This window comes from Polynucleobacter sp. AP-Nickl1-40-C4, from assembly GCF_035012665.1.
GTDB lineage: Bacteria > Pseudomonadota > Gammaproteobacteria > Burkholderiales > Burkholderiaceae > Polynucleobacter.
Window position 1 is genome coordinate 120,337 of record NZ_JAYGQR010000006.1, and the last position, 21,817, is coordinate 142,153.

17 protein-coding genes are annotated in these 21,817 nt (G+C 47.5%); 9 read left to right on the forward strand and 8 right to left on the reverse strand.

Features of this window, described 5'->3' with window-relative positions; translation table 11 throughout:
- Positions 1-11 precede the first annotated feature (11 nt).
- On the reverse strand, positions 12-470 hold the full coding sequence (locus tag VC182_RS08185; protein WP_072582849.1) for a tripartite tricarboxylate transporter TctB family protein: 459 nt from the start codon (positions 468-470) through the stop codon (positions 12-14).
- Positions 471-591: 121 nt separating this feature from the next.
- On the opposite strand from VC182_RS08185, the gene alaS reads away from it, so the two are divergent.
- Both alaS and VC182_RS08195 read left to right on the forward strand, forming a co-directional pair.
- Positions 592-3,216 carry an alanine--tRNA ligase gene (alaS, locus tag VC182_RS08190; protein ID WP_323485018.1) on the forward strand — a complete coding sequence of 875 codons (2,625 nt, stop codon included), beginning with the start codon at positions 592-594 and terminating at the stop codon, positions 3,214-3,216.
- Entirely contained in the window at positions 3,213-3,458 is a 246-nt protein-coding gene (locus VC182_RS08195) for a sulfurtransferase TusA family protein (protein ID WP_216860890.1), read from the forward strand. The genes alaS and VC182_RS08195 overlap by 4 nt, the downstream gene beginning before the upstream one ends.
- Before the next feature lie 90 nt (positions 3,459-3,548).
- Here VC182_RS08195 and galU read toward each other — a convergent pair whose 3' ends face one another.
- Entirely contained in the window at positions 3,549-4,433 is an 885-nt protein-coding gene (gene galU, locus VC182_RS08200; protein WP_323485019.1) for a UTP--glucose-1-phosphate uridylyltransferase GalU, read from the reverse strand.
- Between the two features lie 30 nt (positions 4,434-4,463).
- On the reverse strand, positions 4,464-7,355 hold the full coding sequence (locus VC182_RS08205) for a valine--tRNA ligase (protein ID WP_323485020.1): 2,892 nt from the start codon (positions 7,353-7,355) through the stop codon (positions 4,464-4,466).
- 24 nt (positions 7,356-7,379) lie between these two features.
- Here VC182_RS08205 and VC182_RS08210 point away from each other — a divergent pair, with 24 nt between their 5' ends.
- A complete protein-coding gene (locus VC182_RS08210; protein ID WP_072582853.1) occupies positions 7,380-9,746 on the forward strand; it encodes a UvrD-helicase domain-containing protein in 2,367 nt (788 codons plus the stop codon).
- An 8-nt stretch (positions 9,747-9,754) separates the two neighbouring features.
- Here the strand turns inward: VC182_RS08210 and VC182_RS08215 are convergent, their stop codons facing one another.
- The 3 genes from VC182_RS08215 to VC182_RS08225 are packed head-to-tail and all read right to left on the reverse strand — an operon-like array spanning position 9,755 to position 11,899.
- The gene (locus VC182_RS08215) at positions 9,755-10,534 is read right to left on the reverse strand and encodes a BPSS1780 family membrane protein (RefSeq protein ID WP_323485021.1); all 780 of its coding nucleotides are present in this window, start codon (positions 10,532-10,534) and stop codon (positions 9,755-9,757) included.
- Positions 10,531-11,505: a homoserine kinase gene (locus VC182_RS08220; protein ID WP_323485022.1), complete on the reverse strand. Its 975-nt coding sequence runs from the start codon at positions 11,503-11,505 to the stop codon at positions 10,531-10,533. The genes VC182_RS08215 and VC182_RS08220 overlap by 4 nt, the downstream gene beginning before the upstream one ends.
- A 22-nt stretch (positions 11,506-11,527) precedes the next feature.
- Positions 11,528-11,899, reverse strand: a complete 372-nt coding sequence (locus tag VC182_RS08225; RefSeq protein WP_237767737.1) for a hypothetical protein — start codon at positions 11,897-11,899, stop codon at positions 11,528-11,530.
- A gap of 116 nt (positions 11,900-12,015) precedes the next feature.
- Here VC182_RS08225 and polA point away from each other — a divergent pair, with 116 nt between their 5' ends.
- The 3 genes from polA to VC182_RS08240 are packed head-to-tail and all read left to right on the forward strand — an operon-like array spanning position 12,016 to position 16,532.
- Positions 12,016-14,841 (forward strand): DNA polymerase I, encoded by a 2,826-nt coding sequence (polA, locus tag VC182_RS08230; protein ID WP_323485023.1) that lies wholly within the window; start codon positions 12,016-12,018, stop codon positions 14,839-14,841.
- A gap of 36 nt (positions 14,842-14,877) precedes the next feature.
- Complete coding sequence (locus tag VC182_RS08235; protein WP_072582858.1) at positions 14,878-15,753, forward strand: dienelactone hydrolase family protein; 876 nt, start codon at positions 14,878-14,880, stop codon at positions 15,751-15,753.
- Positions 15,750-16,532 carry a ZIP family metal transporter gene (locus VC182_RS08240; protein ID WP_072582859.1) on the forward strand — a complete coding sequence of 261 codons (783 nt, stop codon included), beginning with the start codon at positions 15,750-15,752 and terminating at the stop codon, positions 16,530-16,532. Before VC182_RS08235 ends, VC182_RS08240 begins: the two co-directional genes overlap by 4 nt.
- Positions 16,533-16,538: 6 nt before the next feature.
- Here the strand turns inward: VC182_RS08240 and VC182_RS08245 are convergent, their stop codons facing one another.
- Together VC182_RS08245 and VC182_RS08250 are read right to left on the reverse strand one after the other, a co-directional pair.
- A complete protein-coding gene (locus tag VC182_RS08245) occupies positions 16,539-17,369 on the reverse strand; it encodes a sulfurtransferase (protein ID WP_323485024.1) in 831 nt (276 codons plus the stop codon).
- Between the two features lie 70 nt (positions 17,370-17,439).
- A complete protein-coding gene (locus VC182_RS08250; protein WP_072582861.1) occupies positions 17,440-18,546 on the reverse strand; it encodes an aromatic ring-hydroxylating oxygenase subunit alpha in 1,107 nt (368 codons plus the stop codon).
- Positions 18,547-18,708: 162 nt separating this feature from the next.
- On the opposite strand from VC182_RS08250, the gene xseB reads away from it, so the two are divergent.
- From xseB to dxs, 3 genes are read left to right on the forward strand one after another with little or no spacing between them, the layout of a single operon-like run.
- On the forward strand, positions 18,709-18,942 hold the full coding sequence (xseB, locus tag VC182_RS08255) for an exodeoxyribonuclease VII small subunit (protein WP_323485025.1): 234 nt from the start codon (positions 18,709-18,711) through the stop codon (positions 18,940-18,942).
- Positions 18,943-19,839: a farnesyl diphosphate synthase gene (locus VC182_RS08260; RefSeq protein ID WP_323485026.1), complete on the forward strand. Its 897-nt coding sequence runs from the start codon at positions 18,943-18,945 to the stop codon at positions 19,837-19,839.
- A 53-nt stretch (positions 19,840-19,892) separates the two neighbouring features.
- Positions 19,893-21,794, forward strand: coding sequence for a 1-deoxy-D-xylulose-5-phosphate synthase (dxs, locus tag VC182_RS08265; RefSeq protein ID WP_323485027.1), 1,902 nt, complete (start codon positions 19,893-19,895; stop codon positions 21,792-21,794).
- The last annotated feature ends 23 nt before the right edge of the window (positions 21,795-21,817 follow it).

Below are 21,817 nucleotides of genomic sequence, written 5' to 3' on the forward strand. Positions count from 1 at the left end.
ATCCCGGTACGTTATTGAAGAAAGAAAGGCAGTAATGGGAACTGCAATTTCAGACCCAAAACGAATACCGAATAAGTGAAAACAATTAGAAATGTGGCATTGATTAAAGTGCCTTTCCAATGAAATTCATGACTTGCGCTGGCTGACATAAATACCAAAACGAAGACCGCTACGATAAAGCCCATCGTTGGTAGGAGGGCGCCGTATGCAATGACGGATCCAGTAATGAGGCCAATGACCTTCCAGTTGAAAGGAGGGATTTTTTCAATCGCTGCTTTGGCACTGAGTGACTTCACTAGGATTATTAAGCCCAGGGCTGTCATAACTAGGCCAAGCCAGAAGGGGAAGTATCCAGGCCCCATTTTGGCGGGAGTTCCCATTGGGTACTGGGTAGCCATGAAGGTAAAAAAGAGACCAATGACCATATACATTAGGCCGGCCCCAAAATCTTTTTGATTACGGATTTCCAAGTTGCGCTCCTTAATTACCGACTTATTTGTCGATTTATTGATGTTGAGCGATTGTAAGCCAGGATACGGGGATCTTGTCTAGGGTTTGCCCTAGACAGGTGCCAATGCGATAATTATTGCCATGAAAGTATCCCAAATTCGCCAGGCCTATCTGGACTTCTTTGCCCAAAAAGGTCACCAAATCGTCCCTTCCAGCCCAGTAGTGCCAGGGGATGACCCAACCCTGCTATTTACTAATGCAGGCATGAATCAGTTTAAAGATGTGTTTTTGGGCTTTGATAAGCGCCCTTATAACCGCGCGACCACTGCTCAGAAATGCATCCGAGCCGGTGGAAAGCACAATGACTTGGATAACGTCGGATACACCGCGCGTCACCATACCTTTTTTGAAATGTTGGGTAATTTCTCTTTTGGAGATTATTTCAAGAAGGACGCTATTCAATTTGCCTGGGATTTATTGACCCAAGTTTTCCAGTTGCCAAAAGAAAAACTCCTAGTCACTGTCTATGCTGAAGATGACGAGGCTTATGACATTTGGAATAAGCAAATTGGTGTGCCCGCCGATCGCATTATTCGCATTGGGGATAACAAGGGCGCGCGTTACGCATCGGATAATTTTTGGATGATGGGTGACACAGGCCCTTGCGGACCTTGCACTGAAATTTTCTACGATCACGGTGAGCATATTCCTGGCGGCCCTCCTGGAAGTCCTGATGAAGATGGTGATCGCTTCATCGAAATTTGGAATAACGTCTTCATGCAGTACAACCGCGATGAGGCCGGTGTAATGCATCCGCTACCTAAGCCTAGCGTTGATACAGGCATGGGTCTTGAGCGCATTGCAGCAGTGTTGCAGCATGTTCACTCCAATTATGAGATCGACCTTTTCGTCAATCTCCTTAAGGCTTCTAAGGATGCGGTTGATGCGGCGGGTGGTGAAAACTGTGATGCACAAAGCCCATCACTCAAAGTGATTGCAGACCATATCCGCGCATGTAGCTTCATTGTCGTTGATGGCGTCATTCCAGGTAATGCCGGTCGTGGTTATGTATTGCGTCGCATTGCGCGTCGCGCGATTCGTCATGGTTATAAGTTAGGGGCACGTAAACCATTCTTTTATCAGTTGGTGCCTGCGCTTGTCAAAGAGATGGGCGAAGCCTATCCAGAGTTGCGCGCCGCACAAGACAAAGTCAGTGAAGTCATTAAGCAAGAAGAAGAGCGCTTCTTCCAAACGATTGCTAATGGCATGGAAATTTTGGATGGTGCTTTAGCTGGCGGCGCAAAAGTAGTCGATGGAGAAACTGCTTTCCGTTTGCATGACACTTTTGGTTTCCCATTGGATTTAACCGCTGACGTTTGTCGTGAGCGTGGCGTTACTGTTGATGCCGAAGGTTTTGAAGTGGCGATGCAGAAGCAACGTGATCAAGCAAGAGCCGCAGGCAAATTCAAGGTAGCTCAAGGGCTTGATTACAAGGGTAAGCCTACGCAATTTCATGGGTATGACACCTTAAAGCATGAAGGCGCCAAAGTCACAGCCCTTTATGTGGATGGCTCTGAGGTCGCCTCAGTGAAGGCTGGCGATGCAGCGGTGATCGTATTAGATAACACGCCTTTTTATGCGGAATCTGGTGGCCAAGTAGGCGATAAAGGTGAGTTGCGTAATGAAACTGTGCGCTTCTCAGTGGATGACACCTTCAAGATTCAGGCTGATGTATTTGGCCATCAAGGCGAAGTACATGAGGGCGAGCTTAAGGTCGGCGATGCGCTTAATGCCTTGGTAGATGTGCAGCAAAGAACCGACACGATGCGTAACCACAGCGCTACTCATATCTTGCACAAAGCCTTACGTGAAGTGCTGGGCGATCATGTGCAACAAAAAGGGTCATTGGTAGATGCCACTAAGACCCGTTTCGACTTTACTCACAACGCACCTATTACGGCTGAGCAAATTCGTCGCATTGAAGATATTGTGAATCAAGAGATTCTGGAAAATACCGCTACTTCAGGCAAGGTCATGTCTTTGGATGATGCCCAAAAGACTGGCGCCATGATGCTCTTTGGTGAGAAGTATGGCGCTGAAGTGCGTGTGCTGGAGATCGGCTCTTCTAAAGAGCTCTGTGGCGGCACTCACGTAGGTCGCACCGGCGATATCGGTAGCTTGAAGATTGTTTCGGAGGGCGGTGTTGCCGCTGGTATCCGCCGCGTTGAGGCTGTGACCGGTAATAACGCGCTGCATTTCTTGCAAGGTTTGGAAGACAAGATCAATGAAGCTGCGGCGATTCTCAAAACCCACCCTGGTGATTTGGTCAATCGCGTTGCGCAACTTCAAGAAAGCCTGCGTCAAGCGGAGCGCGATTTAGAAAAAGTGAACTCTAAGTTAGCTGCCAGCCAGGGCGATGAGTTAGCAGGTCAAGCCATCGATGTGAATGGCATTAAAGTCATTGCTGCTCGACTTGATGGCGCTGATGCTGGCGTGCTTCGTGAAACCATGGATGCTCTCAAGGCAAAGTTGAAGACTGCTGCCATTGTGTTGGCCTCGGTGCAGGGTGATAAGGTGAGTTTGATCGCAGGCGTGACGGCTGATTCGATTGGCAAAGTAAAGGCAGGCGATCTCGTGAACTTTGTTGCCCAACAAGTGGGCGGTAAAGGCGGCGGTAAACCAGAAATGGCGATGGCCGGCGGAACTGATCCTAGTAAGCTGGGTGAGGCCTTGGACGGCGTTAAAGACTGGATAGCAAGCAAATGAGTGAACCAGTAAATATTGCCTTTAATGCAGAGGTAGATGCGATTGGTATGAACTGCCCATTGCCTATCTTGCGTACTAAAAAAGCATTGGCAACGATGCAGTCGGGTGAAGTCTTAAAGATTAAGGCAACCGATGCGGGCGCCGCTCATGATTTCCCTGCATTTGCCAAGCAAACTGGTAATGAGTTGCTTGCAAGCACTACCGAAGGTGATGTGTTGGTTTTCTTTATGAAGCGCAGATAAGAAAAATTCTGACGCTCATACCTCTTGGTAAGGGATCAAACAAAAAGGCAGAGATTAATCTCTGCCTTTTTTATTCAAACTCAAAAACGATTACATTAAAGAGCGGCTCTTGAGATAAGCGGCAAAGTCTGCTGAAACCTCTGGGTGACGCAGGGCAAATTCCACGGAGGCCTTGAGATAGCCTAATTTACTGCCACAGTCATAGCGCACGCCATCGTACTCGTAAGCGAATACTGGCTCTTCTTTTAGTAATGCGGCAATTGCATCGGTGAGTTGAATTTCACCGCCCGCACCTGGTTTGAGATTGCGAATATGGGCGAAGATGTCAGAGGACAGAACGTAACGACCAACCACTGCTAAATTAGATGGCGCATCTTTCGGTTGTGGCTTTTCTACTATGCCGTCTAGGCGATAAATGCCCTTAGTTACTTCAGATCCAGAAACAATTCCATAGGAGCTACTCTTTGCGGGATCAATTTTTTCTACCGCAAGTACCGAGCCATTTTGCTCCTCAAACACCTTCAGCATTTGCTTAAGAACTGGAGGTTGTCCGTCTAATAGGTCATCAGCCAAGATGACGGCGAATGGTTCATCGCGAACCAATTTTTCTGAGCACAATACTGCGTGACCTAAGCCAAGCGCTTCAGGTTGACGCACATATACACAATCTACATGACTGGGTTTAACGTTGCGAACGATATCAAGCAAAGCTTGTTTATTTTTAGCTTCTAACTCGGCTTCAAGTTCATACGCTTTATCAAAGTGATCTTCAATAGCGCGTTTGCTGCGACCGGTAACAAAAATCATTTCAGTGATGCCTGCAGCAATCGCTTCCTCAACGGCGTATTGAATAAGTGGTTTATCAACCACATTGAGCATCTCTTTTGGGCTTGCCTTGGTAGCTGGCAAAAAGCGCGTGCCTAAGCCTGCGACTGGGAAAACTGCTTTGGTGACCGCTTTAGTTTTTAATGGCATATAACTTCCAATCGCTCTATTTAACTGCTTTTATTTGAGACGCTCTAATTGTGCAACAAGCTTCTCATGATTTTGCTCAAAGCCTGCAAGACGCTGTTTTTCTTGGGCAACAACCTCAGCTGGCGCACGTGCCACGAAGCTTTCGTTGGTTAATTTACCCTTGGCTTTATTGATTTCATTAGCTAGACGCTCAATTTCTTTGCCAAGACGAATACGCTCAGCAGCAACATCTACTTCAATCTTGAGTAGTAGTTTGATATCGCCCACCAAAGCAATTGGGGCACCGGGGGCATCTTTCTCTAAAGCAGATTCATCGCTGTAGATTTTGACCTCAGTTAATTTAGCAAGGGCCATAAGATAAGGCGTCGCTTTTTCCAGGAACTCTTTTGGACCGCAGATCCAGAGAGGCACTTTTTGACCAGGAGGAACCTGCATCTCGCCACGAAGATTTCTGCAGGCATCCACAATTGCTTTGATCTGCATAACCCAGGCTTCACTCTTCTCATCAATCTTTTCAGGCTGAGCAACAGGATAAGGTTGGAGCGCAATGGTTTGTTTTTCTTGCTGGGCTAAAACTTTTCCAGATTTAGGGCCAACAGTCTGCCAAAGCGTTTCGGTAATAAATGGAATTAAAGGATGCGCCATGCGCAAAATAGTTTCCAAAACGCGCAAGAGGGTACGGCGAGTGGCGCGTTGTTGTGCTGGAGTGCCAGTCTGCAATTGCACCTTAGCAAGCTCTAGATACCAATCGCAATACTCATCCCAAACAAATTGGTAAATGCTGCTGGCAATATTATCAAAGCGATAAGCTTCAAAGCCTTTGGCCACTTCGGCTTCAGTTCTTTGGAGTTGTGAAACGATCCAACGATCAGCTGGTGAAAAATCCAAATAGCCATCAGGACCGCATTGGTTATCACAAGGTGCAAAGCCATTGTCTTCATCGCCACCAGGGCAATTCATGAGCACAAAGCGAGTGGCATTCCAAAGTTTGTTACAGAAATTGCGATAGCCTTCGCAACGCTTTTGATCAAAGTTAATATTGCGACCCAGCGAAGCCAAAGAGGCAAAAGTAAAGCGCAGGGCATCAGTGCCAAACGCAGGAATGCCATCTGGAAACTCTTTTTTTGTTTTCTTGCTAATACTCTCGGCTTGTTTTGGATTCATGAGGCCGGTAGTTCTCTTGCCTACCAACTCCTCAATCTTGATGCCATCAATCAAATCGATTGGGTCCAAAGTGTTGCCTTTGGACTTGCTCATCTTCTGACCTTCAGCATCGCGCACTAGGCCATGCACATAGACAGTGTGGAATGGTACTTTTCCAGTGAAGTGGCAGGTCATCATAACCATGCGTGCTACCCAGAAGAAGATGATGTCAAAACCAGTCACCAAAACAGATGAAGGTAGGAAGTGATTTAAAGCAGGCGTTTCTTCTGGCCAACCTAAAGAGCTAAATGGTACGAGCGCAGAGCTGAACCAAGTATCCAGAACGTCAGGGTCACGGTTGAGTTTGCCAGTGTATCCAGCGGCAGCAGCTTTCGTTTTAGCCTCTTCCTCAGAGCGACCGACAAAAATTTGTCCATCATCGCCATACCAAGCGGGGATTTGATGACCCCACCAGAGTTGACGGGAGATGCACCAGTCTTGAATATTTTCTAACCACTGAGTATAGGTATTGATCCAGTTCTCTGGAACCAGCTTGATATCACCTTTGGTTACCGCATCCAAGGCAGCACCAGCAATCGAGGAGCCTGGTTGATACTTATTATCGGGACTAGGTTTAGACATCGCCACAAACCATTGGTCAGTGAGCATTGGTTCAATGATGGTTTGGGTGCGATCACCGCGTGGCACCATTAATTTATGTGGCTGAACTTTTTCCAATAAACCAGCAGCCTCTAAATCAGAAACTACTTGTTTGCGTGCTGCGAATCTTTCCATGCCTTGATAGGCGGCTGGAGCATTCTCATTAATTTTGGCATCCAAAGTGAGGATGTTGATCATGGGTAGTTGATGACGTTGACCTACTGCATAGTCATTAAAGTCATGTGCGGGAGTTACCTTCACAACTCCAGTGCCAAAGTTCAAATCAACATAGTCATCAGCAATCACGGGGATCTGGCGATCACACAAAGGCAAGTTTACTGACTTGCCGATAAGATGCTTGTAGCGCTCATCTTCTGGGTTCACCATGACAGCAACGTCGCCTAATAAGGTTTCTGGACGTGTAGTGGCAACAGTGAGGTGGCCAGAGCCATCGGTTAATGGATAGCGTATATGCCACATCGATCCATCTTCTTCTTCGCTCACTACTTCTAAATCAGAAACTGCCGTACCCAAAACAGGATCCCAGTTCACCAAGCGTTTACCGCGGTAAATCAAACCTTGTTCATGTAGGCGGACAAATACTTCGACAACTGCCTTGGACATCTTACTGTCCATCGTGAAATATTCTTTGCCCCAATCGATCGAAGCACCTAAGCGACGAATTTGGCGGGTAATCGTGTTGCCGGAAGTTTCTTTCCACTCCCATACTTTTTCTAAAAACTTGTCGCGGCCTAAGTCGTGGCGAGAAACTTTTTGCGCATCGAGTTGACGCTCCACAACAATTTGAGTCGCAATACCGGCATGATCGGTGCCCGGTACCCATAAAGTATTTTTGCCTGACATGCGCGCATGACGTACCAAGCCATCCATGATGGTTTGATTGAATGCGTGACCCATATGCAGGGTGCCGGTCACATTAGGCGGTGGCAGCTGAATAGAAAAGTCACCCTTGCCCTCATCCATAGTCGAGTCGGCGATACCTCGACGTTCCCACTCTGGACCCCAGTAGGCCTCTATCGGGGCGGGTTCGTAGGATTTGGCGAGCTCGTCCGCTGAGCTGGCCGCTGGTGAATTAGGGGTATTTGAGGCATTTGGCATAAGAGGCAAATTATAATTGGGCTGATGTACTCAGACTTGCTCGCGAACCTCAATCCAGAACAGCGCGAGGCAGTGACCCTCCCGCCCGTCCACGAAAATGGCCAAGCCCAGTCAGCCTTGATTTTGGCTGGGGCAGGGAGCGGCAAGACCCGCGTCCTCACCACCCGTATAGCCTGGTTGATTCAGACCGGCCAGGTATCCCCTATTGGCGTCCTAGCGGTGACCTTCACCAATAAGGCTGCCAAAGAGATGATGCTGCGTCTCAGTGCCATGCTGCCGATTAATACACGTGGGATGTGGATTGGCACCTTTCATGGTCTTTGTAACCGTTTATTGCGTGCTCATCACAAGGAAGCGGGTTTACCGTCGACTTTCCAAATCTTGGATACCCAAGATCAGCTCTCTGCAATTAAGCGCCTTTTAAAGGGCTTAAAAGTCGATGATGAAAAATATCCTGCAAAGCAGTTGCAATACTTTATTGCCCACGCCAAGGAGCGCGGTCAACGCGCAAAAGATTTAGCGCTGGGCGATGACTTCCAAGCCAAGATGGCGCAACTGTATGCGGCTTACGATGAACAATGTCAGCGCGAAGGTGTGGTGGATTTTGCTGAACTCTTATTGCGCAGTTATGAATTACTCAAACATAGCGAGGCGATTCGGACTCACTATCAAGAGCGCTTTCGTCATATTTTGATTGATGAGTTTCAAGATACCAATGCTTTGCAATATGCATGGCTTAAATTGTTATCGGGTCATGACGCAAGTCGCATCAATGTCAGTGGCATGGGTAGTAGTTCCGTTTTTGCGGTGGGGGATGATGATCAAAGTATTTATGCATTCCGTGGCGCCGACGTTGAAAATATGCGTCTCTATGAAAAGCAATATCACCCATTGATGGTGAAGTTAGAGCAGAACTATCGCTCACACGGCCATATTTTAGATACGGCAAATCACCTGATTGCGAATAACTCTGAGCGCCTGGGTAAAAACCTGCGAACGGATGCTGGTCATGGCGAGCCAGTCCGTATCTATGAAGCACCGAGCGATCATGCCGAAGCCGCTTGGCTGGTGGACGAAATCAAGGCTTTAGTCAATAGTGGTATCAAGCGTACTGAAGTAGCTTTGCTCTATCGTAGTAATGCCCAGTCACGCATTATTGAGCACGCATTATTTTCTGCGGGTATTCCGTATCGTGTGTATGGCGGTTTGCGCTTCTTCGAACGTGCTGAAATTAAACATGCACTCGCATACTTACGCTTGCTCGAAAATCCGAATGACGACACTTCATTCTCTCGAGTCGTGAATTTTCCAACCCGTGGAATTGGTGCAAGATCAATCGAAGCCTTACAAGATGCTGCCAGAGCACAACAGTGTTCTTTATATTTAGCTGCCTCTACTTTAGAAGGCAAAGCCGGCGCCGCACTTAGTGGATTTGTGCGTTTAGTAGATCACATGCGTGAAGCTACGCGTCACAACACTTTGCCAGAAACAGTCGAATTTGTAATTCAGCATAGTGGCTTGATTCAGCATTACCTCTCTGAGCGCGAAGGACAGGATCGCGTCGAGAACTTACAAGAATTGATTAACGCTGCCACTGCCTTTATTGCCGAAGAAGGTTACGGTCAAGACGCAGCCGCTGCAATGTTGCCGGGAGAGAATGCTCCAGGCGTTGTAGAGGTTTCACCTTTGGCGGCCTTCTTATCCCATGCTTCATTGGAGGCTGGTGACAATCAAGCCCAAGCAGGGCAAGATGCCGTCCAACTGATGACAGTGCACTCAGCAAAAGGCTTAGAGTTCACTTCGGTGTTCATTACCGGTCTCGAGGAAGGTTTATTCCCGCATGAGAACAGTGTGAACGAGCAGAATGGCTTAGAAGAAGAGCGTCGTCTGATGTATGTGGCGATTACGCGTGCGAAGGAGCGACTGTATCTCTCACACACCCAATCTCGTATGCTGCATGGCCAAGTACGCTACAACATGCCTTCCCGCTTCCTAGAAGAGCTCCCATCCGATTCATTGAAATGGCTTACTCCTAAAGCAAGAGATGCACGCTGGGGCGGTGGAAACTCAAGATCAGGATCTACTTGGCAAGATGGTTATACCCGTCAACGCGAATATGAGTCGAATGATTTTTTTGATTCAGGTTCTGAACGTCAAAGACCGGCGAAGCGAGTTGGCTCAGCTTCGATGGAAGTGAAAAGACTGGCCTCCCCACCTCGTGGCAATTATCCATTCACCATTGGGCAGAATGTCTTTCATACGAAGTTCGGTGAAGGGCGCGTGACTGGTTTAGAAGGCGTAGATGCCGATGCAAGGGCGCAGGTTAATTTCAAGCGTCATGGCATCAAGTGGTTACAGCTGAGTATTGCGAAGCTTGCTGCGATTGACTGATAAATCAATTAAACAGGCAACACCACTTCATCTTCTGTGAAGCAAGCTTTCCAAGTCGCATAAAAAGAGCAGTGCATTATTGTCAAACCCGCCATGGAAATCGGGGCGATGATGAACGAGGCTGCCTGCCCCAGATCAAGCGCATCAAAAATCATTCCCACTGTTAGCGGAATGGCAATCAGAATGGCGCTCCAAATAGCTAGATACAGAAAGAATGCGGCTTTATTGGCCCAGCACGCTAATGCGCTAGAGAAGAGTGCTTGTGGCATAGACATATCGGTCCATGCAACCAAGACTGGTGAAAACCACATCAACATCGCTACTGGTATGTACAGTATCGCGCCAAAGCAAAGCACCAAGTAAACCTGACGCAAAGCCTCGGGCGTGATAGGTTTATCACTAGTCATCAGTGGAAGCAGTAATTCAAAGTCAACTAAGAGACTTAAGATAAAGCTGAGCAACAAAATCATGCCGGCATACACCAGACCTAATTGCAGAATTCTTTTTCGCACGATAGGGCCAGACCGCAGGGCTATCAAATAGACCATCGGCCTAATGCGCTCCTTTTGAATGCCTTGGCGGCAAGCCGTCATGAATCCAACTGAAAGAGTTGGCGTGAGCAGAAGCACTGCAAAGACGCCAATCACTGGAACGACGACTGCTAGCTGCGCTGCAAAGACGTACATAAAGACCAGCATTAAAAAGCCCAAGGGATTTTGTTTAAAGAGCCAGATGCCTTGTCTAATCCAGGTGTAGCCTTCTTTGGGTGCTACGGAATTCAGTTTCATAGTGAGCGGCGACTTAAAAGAATACGTTCAAAGTGCGTAGGGTCATGCGGGGTAAGCATCTGCGCATCACGCGGCAAATAGAAGTCCCAGAGTCTTGAAACCCAGAAGCGTAAAGCTGCTGCACGCAACATGAGTGGCCAGCTAACTTGCTCTTCTTTGGTGAGAGGGCGAACCAACTGATAGGCTTTCATGAACGCGTCTAAGCGAATAGGATCTAAATCTTGCTTGTTATCAGCAAGACACCAGTCATTGACGGTGACGGCGATATCAAATAGCCATTTATCAGTGCCGGCAAAGTAAAAATCAAAGAAGCCGCCCAATTGATCTTGAGAGACATCAGATCCTTTGGGGTCAAATAAAACATTGTCGCGGAAGAGATCGCAATGACTCGCCCCTTGCGGCAATCCATCATAGGTGCCTGAGGCAAAAAATTCCTCTTGAGTTTTTAACTCATGAGTAATGAGTTCTTTCTGGGGCGTGCTTAAATGTTGCAATACCGAAGGTATTGTTTTCTGCCACCAAGCAAGGCTACGAAGATTCTCTTGGGACTTTGGAAAATCCTTTCCAGCCAAATGCATCTTCGCTAGCATCCCGCCAACAAGAGCGCAATGATTGGCTTCTGGTTGGAGTCTGGAAAGGCCTGGTAGCTTGGTAACAATGGCTGCCGGCTTGCCTTTGAGGGTAAAGAGAATGTTGCCCTGTTTGTTTTCAATCGGCTTGGGTACAGGCACACCTTTGTTTGCCAGGTGGCGCATTAACTCTAAATAGAAAGGAAGTTGTTCCGCAGACAATCTTTCAAAGATTGTTAAAACATATTCCCGCTTCTTGCCATCCTTGGTGGTATCTAAGAAAAAATTAGAGTTTTCAATACCACCATGAATGCCACGAATTTCAGTGGCTTGGCCGATATCAAAGTCTTGAGTAATCCATTGAGAAATATCTTCAAGCTCAATCGGGGTAAATACAGCCATAAATCAGTAAATGCTTTTTAAATTAAAAGGGAATGCTGACGCTAGGAACGCTGATCAGATCTGTATCTTTTGGAGGTCCTGGCATCACAGATGTGGGTGGTGCCATTTCATAGCTGGTGTATGGCGTTTTTACATCTACCTGTGTTGGAGAATTGACATCCTTATATTCGGTAACGGTGGTGCCGTTTTTGTCTCGGTATTGATAGTTTGGCTTGCGTTGCTCAGGGTTGGATGTCGCCCCACTTGCGCTCACAGCAGGTGCGAGTGGCTGACTATTGATACGGTTTAATTCTGATGGGCTCAGTGCCTGGCTGTTATTCTGAGCGTGGGCTGAAGTGGTGCCAAAAAGTCCAAAAACCACCAAAAAACTCATTAGGGTTAGGCTTTGACTCATTGAGCGGCTAATTAAGTTCGTTAAATAATGCATTTTTTCACCTTTTCAAGCCTACTCTCGGTCGGTTCCCTAACCAGACCTGTAGGCAATTCACAACTAGATTGTACGATTGCGGTATGACTAAACATAGACTCTTGTTGGTAGACGGCTCTAGCTACCTCTATCGCGCCTTCCACGCCATGCCAGACCTCAGAAATGGGGCTGGAGAGCCTACTGGGGCTATTTATGGCATGGTGAATATGATGCGCCGGGCCCGATCTGAGCTTAAGGCCGACCATATTGCCTGTGTTTTTGATGCTAAAGGGAAGACCTTCCGCGACGAAATGTACTCAGAATACAAGGCGCATCGCTCCCCCATGCCTGAGGATTTGGTTAAACAGATTGAGCCAATTCATGCCATGGTGAAGGCTTTAGGATGGCCCGTATTGATGGTCTCCGGCGTTGAGGCGGACGACGTCATTGGGACTTTGGCTTGCCAAGCTACGCAAGCGGGTTGGGAAACCATCATCTCCACGGGCGATAAAGATTTGGCGCAACTGGTAAATCCTTCAGTCACCCTCATCAATACGATGACAAATGAAAAGCTAGATATCGAAGGTGTCAAAGAAAAGTTTGGCGTACCACCAGAATTGATTGTGGATTATTTATCTATCATCGGCGATACCGTCGATAACGTGCCAGGTGTTCCGAAGGCGGGACCAAAGACGGCCAATAAATGGCTAGCGGAATTTGGTAATCTCGATAACTTGATGGCAAATGCCGATCAAGTTAAAGGCGTAGTTGGTGAAAACTTGCGCGCTACGCTTCCTTGGTTGCCGCAAGCTCGTCAACTCATTACGGTAAAAACCGATTGTGATTTATCGCCCCATTTACCAAGCTTAGATGACTTGCATGCCAAGTCTGAAGACGCGCCTTTATTACGTGAATTATTTGAGCGCTATGCATTTAAGACTTGGTTGCGTGACGTGGAAAAGCAGCTCACAAGCCCGGATAGTAAGGCTGAGCCAGCAAGCTTTGATTTGGCAGGTAGCCCAATTTCTTCCTCTGAGGGCGGAGCAGATAAAGAAAAAAAGACACGCGTGATTGCTGGCTCGCCGACTAAAGATTTGTCACAAGAAACTCGAGACTCACAAGATGCGGTCGAGCGTCACTACGAATGCGTCGTGGACGAAGCGAGTTTAGAGAAGTGGCTTAAGAAGATTGAGGCATCTGAGTTAACGGCAGTTGATACGGAAACTACTAGTCTTGATGCGCTTGCGGCAGAACTTGTTGGAATTTCTTTATCAGTAAAGCCGGGTGAAGCTTGTTACATTCCAGTTGCTCACCGCAACGGTGATGTACAACTTGATCGTGACTTAGTGCTTGCGCGCATGAGGCCTTGGTTAGAAAGCGCAACGCATTTAAAAGTAGGTCAAAACTTAAAGTACGATGCTCATATCTTTGCAAACTATGACATTACCTTAAAGGGTGTTGCATTCGATACCTTGCTAGAGTCATATGTGCTCGAGTCGCACATGCCCCACAATATGGACAGCTTGGCTGAACGCCATCTGGGCATGAAAACCATTCGCTATGAAGAGGTGTGCGGCAAAGGCGTCCACCAGATTGGTTTTGATCAAGTCGATCTCCAAATTGCAACAGACTATGCGGCAGAAGATGCCGATATTACTTTGCGTCTGCATTTGGAGTTATGGCCACAGATTCAGGAAAACTCAGGCTTGCTCTATATCTATGAAAAGGTAGAAATGCCCGCTATGCGTGTGCTCGGCATCATGGAGCGTAACGGTATTCGGATTGATTCAGCATTATTGGCCAAACAAGGCCAGCAGGTGGGCAAACGTTTGCTTGAGTTAGAAGGCGAAATTCACAAGCTAGCAGGTCAGCCATTTAATATTCAGTCACCTAAGCAGATCGCAGAAATTTTATTTGGACAACTTGAGCTTCCGGTAATTAAAAAGACGCCTTCAGGTGCACCCTCTACCGATGAGGAAGTGTTGCAGAAGCTAGCGGAAGACTATCCCTTGCCTGCGCGCATTTTGGATTACCGCAGTTTGGCAAAGCTAATGTCCACCTATATTGAGAAGCTTCCTCGCATGGCCGATCCCAAGACGGGTCGCGTTCATACGAACTTTTCTCAAGCTACTGCAGTTACAGGTCGCCTGGCATCAAGCGATCCAAACTTGCAAAATATTCCAGTGCGCACAGAAGAGGGTCGTCGTATTCGTGAGGCCTTTATTCCAGCAGACGGATGCAAATTATTGTCAGCGGATTATTCCCAAATTGAGTTGCGCATCATGGCGCATATTGCCGAAGATAAAAATCTATTAACGGCATTTAAAGAAGGTAAAGACGTTCACCAAGCCACGGCAGCAGAGATTTTTGGTGTCCCATTAGATGATGTTAATGCTGAGCAACGTCGTTACGCCAAAGTCATTAACTTTGGCCTGATTTACGGAATGAGTGCTTTTGGTTTAGCCGGCAATCTGGGTATTGAGCGTTCTGCTGCACAAAACTACATCGCTAAATACTTCGATCGTTATCCAGGGGTGGCTCAATATATGGAGCGCACCCGTCTCGAAGCAAGAGAGAATGGTTATGTAGAGACGGTCTTTGGGCGACGTCTTTGGTTGCCAGAAATCAAGGGTTCCAATGGTCCGCGACGCCAGGGAGCTGAGCGGGCAGCGATTAATGCCCCAATGCAAGGTACTGCTGCTGACTTAATTAAATTGGCCATGATCGCCGTTGAGGACTGGCTCGAAAAGGAGCGGCTCAAGACGAAGCTTTTACTTCAGGTTCATGATGAGTTGGTGCTAGACGTGCCTTTTGATGAGCTTGAGCTAGTGCAAGCTAAATTACCCGGTTTGATGTGCAATGTCGCCCAGTTAAAGGTGCCTTTGGTGGTTAGTATTGGGATTGGCGATAATTGGGAAGAAGCGCACTAAGTATTCAATGAGAAATGCAAGTCAGGAGACAAGGTAATGAGTAAAGACATTCAAAATAGTCGACGCAATTTTATGAAAACATCTGCAATTAGCGCGACTGCTATTGGGGTTGGATTTGCGGGAGCCTCTGAGCCTGTGATGGCTGCGGCTATTGAAACCGATTTCAAAGGCATCAAAGCTGGTGAGCAGATGATCCCCGTTGGTAGCTTTCAGTTGCCAGCGTATGTCTCTCGACCTGAAAAAGCTAAAGGCTCTTTGCCAATCATTATTGTGGCGAGCGAGATTTTTGGTGTGCACGAATACATTGCTGATGTCACCAGACGTTTTGCGAAGTTGGGATATCTTGCGATTGCCCCAGAGTTCTTTGCTCGTGCAGGCGACCCCAATACTTACGGCACCATTGCTGAAATTATGACTAATATTGTGGCCAAGACTCCGGATGCTCAAGTCTTGAACGATCTACAGGCTGCTTTAGTGTGGGCTGGCAAAAATGGCGGTGACTTAAAACGGGTCGGTGTTACCGGCTTCTGTTGGGGTGGTCGTATTACTTGGTTGTCCGCAACCTTGCCGCAGGTGCGTGCCGGTGTAGCTTGGTACGGTCGTCTCATCGGCGAGAAGACTGAGGGCAATCCTCGCCATCCTATAGATATTGCTGCTGATTTAAAAGCGCCAGTGCTCGGCTTGTATGGCGCTGCTGATACCGGAATTTCTTTGGAGAGTATTGATCAAATGCGCGCCGCTTTGGCGCAGGCCGCCCCTAAGAATCCTGTTGCCAAGGCTTGTGAATTTGTGGTTTATCCAGATACCCCCCATGCATTCCATGCTGATTACCGCGCTAGCTATCGTGAAGGTCCTGCGAAAGATGGTTGGGAAAAGTGCCTAGCCTGGTTTAAGAAAAACGGAGTGGCATAAGCTCGATGACTGTTTTACAAAGCATCCTCCTGGTGACTGCGTTAGCGGGGACTGCTAGCGTCTTGGTGGCTGCAAGCTGTTCTTTGGCCATGCTCTCCAAGATGGTCAACAATATGGTGAGCCTATCGGTCGGCATCTTGCTAGCAACCGCTTTGCTCCACTCCTTGCCGGAAGCATTTAGCATGGAAGGTGCAAAACCTCAGTTCTTATTTGCTACTTTGCTTGCTGGGTTATTGGGTTTCTTCTTGCTTGAGAAGATCGCTTTACTGCGACACGATCATCATCATGAAGGTGATGGTCACCACCACCACCATGGGCATGATGCAGAAAATGCTGGGCGTAGTGGCTGGATGATTTTGGTTGGGGATGGCATTCATAACTTCGTAGATGGCATCTTGATTGCTGCAGCCTTTATGGCCGACTATCAAGTGGGTATCTTCACTGCCATTGCCATCATTGCCCATGAGATTCCACAAGAGATTGGTGATTTCATTGTCTTGTTAAATGCTGGCTTTTCCCGTGCACGAGCCTTGTTGTACAACCTTATCTGCGGTTTATCAGCAGTAGTGGGTGGCGTATTGGCTTATTTCTTCTTGGAAAAAGCGCATGCAGCGATGCCATATTTATTGGTTGTCGCTTCTAGTAGTTTTATTTATATTGCGGTGAGTGATCTCATCCCGCAAATGCACCGTCGCCCACACTGGGTCGAGTCTTTACGTCAGACGGTCTTGATTGCTTGTGGCGTAGGGTTTGTGATCCTGCTGTCCCTATTGCACTAACAAGTTTTAAAGTTCAACAGGCCTTTTGGGGTCTGCGCACCATTCGCTCCAGCTACCTGCATACAGGCGTGAGCCTTTAAAGCCAGCAAGCTCCATCGCTAGAAGGTTATGGCAGGCAGTGACGCCAGATCCACATTGGTGAATAACTTCAGAAGCTTTAGTGGTCCCGAGGAATGCTGAAAATTCTTTGAATAACTGCTCAGGAGTTTTGAATGCAGTCGCATTGAGATTATTTTTGAAGAAGCGATTCATTGCACCGGGAATATGCCCGCCAACTGGATCCAGCGTTTCATTTTGACCATGAAAGCGATCTTCAGTGCGTGCATCGATGATTTTGTTTTTCTTTGTCTCTAGATTAGCCGCCACTTCATCAACTAGAACTAGGCCCGCATAAGGCATCGCTCCAATAGCTTCGGTGCAAGGGCTAGGCGATTTTGGAATAGAGCCCATAGGACCATTCCAAGAATCTAAGCCACCATCTAGCACTCGAACATTAGCGTGTCCTGTTGCCTTGAGCATCCACCACAAACGGCTGGCATACACTGAGCCTTGTTTGTCATAGGTAACTACTAAGGTATTGGGGTTAATGCCCAAGCGCGTTTTAGTTTTAGCCCAGGCTTCTGGACTGGGCAGGGGATGTCTGCCGTTCGTGCCAGTCTTGTTTCCTGAGAGATCTTTATCGAGGTCTACATAAATGGCACCAGGAATATGACTTTCTTCGTAGGATTTTTTGCCGATCAGTGGGTCGACTAAATCAAAGCGACAGTCACAGAGCAATACATTTTCACCGCTATTAATGATTTCTTCTAACTGGTTAGCTGAGATTAGAGGAGTCATGATGCTTCCTATTTTTAGTGATGGGGGTTATTAATAAAGGGTATTAATAAAACCGTAAAGTTCGTTTTGATTATGCGTCTTCGAAGTTCATGACCCGGCGATACCACTCATGAAAATGTTGCATGCCATCTTCCATTGGGCTCTGATATGGGCCTACTTCATTAATGCCGCGGGCAAGTAGGGCTGCTCGGCCCTGATCCATGCGCTCAGCAATTTCATCATCCTCGATGCAAGTTTCCATATAAGCAGCACGTTCTGCTTCCACAAATTCACGCTCAAACAAAGCGATTTCTTCTGGATAGTAGAACTCAACAATATTGCGTGTTTTGCTGGGACCCATAGGGTGCAGTGTTGATACGCACAGAACGCCTGGGTACCACTCCACCATGACATTGGGGTAATAGGTAAGCCAGATGGCACCATGGCGTGGGGCTTTGCCGTCAAATTGACGAAGTACAGCTTCATGCCAGTTGCGATAGGTTGGTGAGCCTGGAATTTGTAAATCTTTGTGAATGCCAACGGTTTGAACGCTATGCCAATCGCCGAACTCCCAGTGTAGATCTTCGCAAGAAACAAACTTTCCAAGGCCTGGATGAAATGGCACAACGTGATAGTCCTCGAGATAAACCTCGATGAATGTTTTCCAGTTGTAGTTGCATTCATGTACTTCAACATGGTCAAGAACGTAACCTTCAAATTTGAGGTCATCGGCAACGCCCAGTTTGGCGAGGTCAGTGCGTACGTCGCGTGGACCTTCGAATAGGAGTCCTTGCCAATTTTGTAAAGGGGATTTGCCAAGATTTAAACAAGGCTTATCTTCAAAGTGAGGGGCACCTAATAAATTGCCGCCTAAGTCATAAGTCCAGCGATGTAATGGGCAAACAATATTGTCAGCTTTACCGCGACCATTGAGCATCAATGCTTGACGATGGCGACAAACATTGGAAAGGAGTTCTACGCCAGACTCATTGCGAACAAGTATGCGACCTTCGTTTTCTGCGCTTAAAGTTTGATAGGAGCCCATTTCAGGCACCATCAATTCGTGACCAACATAGCCGGGCCCCTGCTTAAAAAGCAGTTCGATTTCCCGCTGATACAGGTCAGCGTCAAAATATGCCGAAACCGGCAATTGCAAATTGGACGGCGCAAGCTTCTGCGCGGTAGCCAGATTAGTCATTCTCCCCACCCCCGAAAACGTCAGCCGAAGCTAAGCGGAATAACCAATCCAACCATCGACGGATCGATATTGGAAAGGAAGGGGTGGATTATACCCATCCAAACGGCTTCTCGCTTTAATATATAGGGCTGTCCGTGTGGGAAATACCAAGGAATCCAGCTTATGCCAGCCAAGAAGTCAGAGAGTCAAAAACCCGGTCTTGAGGTCCAAATTGACCCCGATTTACGCTATGAGCAAGCCGTTAAAGAGCTTGAAAAGCTCATTTCCGATATGGAATCTGGCAAATTTTCCCTAGAAGAAACCTTGTTAGCCTATCAACGAGGCGCAGCCTTGCTAAAACATTGTCAGGGAATGTTGGCTCAAGTTGAGCAACAAGTGCGATTGTTCGAGGCTTAATTGGGCACTGCTTTTCAATTTCAGGAGTGGATTACCTATCACTCCGAGCGAACTGAGTTGGCGTTAGATCGCTTGCTCGATTCCGCGCAAACTACGCCGCATCGTTTACATGAGGCTATGCGTTACACAGCGCAAGGTGGCGGCAAGCGTATTCGTCCTTTATTAGTTTATGCCGCAGGTCAACTTGGCAATAACGCCGAAAGTAGCGAATCATTGGATGCTGCGGCTGTAGCAATTGAGTGTATTCATGCTTATTCATTGGTACATGATGATTTGCCATGCATGGATGATGATGACTTACGTCGCGGTCGTCCGACAGTGCACAAAGCTTTTGATGAAGCAACAGCATTACTCGTTGGGGATGCATTACAAACGCGCGCTTTTGAAATCTTGGCCAATGCAAATGGTGATGCGCAAGTTCGCCTCAACATGATTTCTGCATTAGCGGCTGCCTCTGGCTCACGCGGCATGGCGGGTGGTCAGGCAATTGATTTAGAAAGTGTTGGCAAGAAATTAGACCTGGATGGTCTAAAGCAAATGCATGCTATGAAAACAGGAGCTTTGTTGTCATGCGCTGTGGAATTAGGCGGTATTACTGCCCACCTAAATCCAGCGCAAATGGCGCATTTGAAAAGTTACTCAAAGTCCCTGGGATTAGCCTTTCAGATTGTGGATGATGTGCTGGACGCCACCGCGGATAGTCAAACCTTGGGTAAGACGGCTGGCAAGGACGCTGCTGCTAATAAGCCGACCTACGTGACCTTGATGGGTTTAGACTATGCACAGAAGCAGGCTAAAGAGTTGCAAGAAACAGCAATCGCTAGCTTGGATAGTTTTGGTGCATCTGCACAAGCATTAAAAGATTTAGCTCTCTTGGTTGTCAATCGCGGCAAGTAAGAGATCAATAAGAATAATAAGAGAAATTCATCAGTACAGATTATTTAGGTTCAATGACTTTACATTCCATTAACTCCCCCGACGATCTCAAAAAACTCTCCCGCGAAGAGCTACCAGCTTTAGCTGATGAGTTGCGCGAGTTTGTCTTGGATTCTGTATCCAAGACGGGTGGACATCTGTCGTCCAACTTGGGAACGGTAGAGCTCTCTATTGCCTTGCACTACGTATTTGATACCCCAGACGATCGCATTGTTTGGGATGTTGGCCATCAGAGTTACCCACATAAGATTCTGACTGGTCGTCGTGAACGCATGGGTAGCTTGCGTCAGCACAAGGGCCTATCAGGCTTTCCGCATCGCTCTGAAAGTGAGTTTGATGCTTTTGGTACCGGTCATTCATCCACGAGTATTTCTGCAGCAATGGGTATGGCGCGTGCGTTTCAAACCAAAGGCGAACGACATGTAGCCGTAGCAGTGATTGGTGATAGTGCGATGACTGGCGGTATGGCTTTTGAGGCCATGAATAATGCCGGTGTATACGACGACTTACCCCTCGTAGTGATTTTGAATGACAACGACATGTCGATCTCGCCTGCTGTGGGCGCGCTCAATCGCCATCTGGCTAGATTGCTTAGTGGCAATATTTATTCGGCGACGAAAAAAGGCATTGATAGTGTTTTATCAATTGCGCCTCCTTTGCGTGAGTTTGCTAAACGCCTTGAAGATCACGCTAAAGGAATGGTTTCTCCATCGACAATCTTCCAAGAGTTTGGCTTTAATTATTTCGGCCCGATTGATGGCCATGATTTAGATGCCTTGATCCCGATGCTGCAGAACGTGCGTCGCTTGGCTTTAGAAGGTCGCGGACCCCAGTTCTTGCACGTGGTGACTAAAAAAGGTCAAGGCTATGAATTGGCTGAGGCTGATCCTGTGCTCTATCACGGCCCTAGTAAATTTAATCCTGAAGAGGGTGTCAAAAAATCAGCCGCTAGCAAAAAAACGTTTACTCAAGTATTTGGTGAGTGGTTATGCGACATGGCGCATGCAGATCCTTTATTGGTGGGCATTACTCCAGCCATGCGAGAGGGTTCTGGTTTAGTTGAATTTGAGAAGAGTTTCCCTAAGCGTTACTACGACGTCGGTATCGCTGAACAGCACGCGGTCACTTTTGCAGCTGGTATGGCATGTGAAGGCATGAAACCAGTAGTAGCGATTTACTCTACTTTCTTACAGCGCGCGTATGACCAACTCATTCACGATGTGGCGATACAGGATTTGCCGGTGTTGTTTGCATTAGATCGCGCTGGTCTCGTTGGTGCTGATGGCGCTACGCACGCTGGCGCTTATGACATTCCATTCTTGCGTTGTATTCCGAATATGCTAGTGATGACGCCGGCAGATGAATCGGAATGCCGCGACTTGTTAACGACTGCCTTTCATCAGCCACATCCAAGCGCAGTGCGCTATCCGCGTGGTGCAGGCGTTGGCACTATCCCATCTAAAGAATTACGCACTCTGCCATTTGGCAAAGGTGAGATTCGTCGCAAATCCACTGCGCCTGCTGGTCAACGTGTGGCGATATTGGCGTTTGGCACTTTGCTCTACCCAGCACTCGAAGTGGCTGAAGGGATTAATGCAACGGTGGCCAATATGCGCTTTGTAAAGCCGCTCGATGTAGATCTCATCCAATCGTTAGCGGCTGATCATGATTATTTTGTGACGATTGAGGATGGGGCTATTGCCGGTGGTGCAGGTAGCGCTTGTTTAGAAGCGCTCTCGAATCTCGGTATTCAGAAACCCCTCTTGCAATTAGGTCTTCCTGATCAATTTATCGAGCATGGTGACTACAGCCTGCTGATGACCAAGTATGGCTTGGATGTTAAGGGTATTGCTAACTCCATCAAACAACGTTTTCCGGCAATATTGACCATAAATACTACGCTGTTAGGCAAATAAGCCCGTTTTGCCTGAAAATAGAG

Excerpts from the sequence above, each read along its gene's own strand:
- alaS (WP_323485018.1), top strand. The coding sequence starts at position 592 with ATGAAAGTATCCCAAATTCGCCAGGCCTATCTGGACTTCTTTGCCCAA.
- VC182_RS08195 (WP_216860890.1), top strand. The coding sequence starts at position 3,213 with ATGAGTGAACCAGTAAATATTGCCTTTAATGCAGAGGTAGATGCGATT.
- galU (WP_323485019.1), bottom strand. The coding sequence starts at position 4,433 with ATGCCATTAAAAACTAAAGCGGTCACCAAAGCAGTTTTCCCAGTCGCA.
- VC182_RS08205 (WP_323485020.1), bottom strand. The coding sequence starts at position 7,355 with ATGCCAAATGCCTCAAATACCCCTAATTCACCAGCGGCCAGCTCAGCG.
- VC182_RS08210 (WP_072582853.1), top strand. The coding sequence starts at position 7,380 with ATGTACTCAGACTTGCTCGCGAACCTCAATCCAGAACAGCGCGAGGCA.
- VC182_RS08215 (WP_323485021.1), bottom strand. The coding sequence starts at position 10,534 with ATGAAACTGAATTCCGTAGCACCCAAAGAAGGCTACACCTGGATTAGA.
- VC182_RS08220 (WP_323485022.1), bottom strand. The coding sequence starts at position 11,505 with ATGGCTGTATTTACCCCGATTGAGCTTGAAGATATTTCTCAATGGATT.
- VC182_RS08225 (WP_237767737.1), bottom strand. The coding sequence starts at position 11,899 with ATGAGTCAAAGCCTAACCCTAATGAGTTTTTTGGTGGTTTTTGGACTT.
- polA (WP_323485023.1), top strand. The coding sequence starts at position 12,016 with ATGACTAAACATAGACTCTTGTTGGTAGACGGCTCTAGCTACCTCTAT.
- VC182_RS08235 (WP_072582858.1), top strand. The coding sequence starts at position 14,878 with ATGAGTAAAGACATTCAAAATAGTCGACGCAATTTTATGAAAACATCT.
- VC182_RS08245 (WP_323485024.1), bottom strand. The coding sequence starts at position 17,369 with ATGACTCCTCTAATCTCAGCTAACCAGTTAGAAGAAATCATTAATAGC.
- VC182_RS08250 (WP_072582861.1), bottom strand. The coding sequence starts at position 18,546 with ATGACTAATCTGGCTACCGCGCAGAAGCTTGCGCCGTCCAATTTGCAA.
- xseB (WP_323485025.1), top strand. The coding sequence starts at position 18,709 with ATGCCAGCCAAGAAGTCAGAGAGTCAAAAACCCGGTCTTGAGGTCCAA.
- dxs (WP_323485027.1), top strand. The coding sequence starts at position 19,893 with ATGACTTTACATTCCATTAACTCCCCCGACGATCTCAAAAAACTCTCC.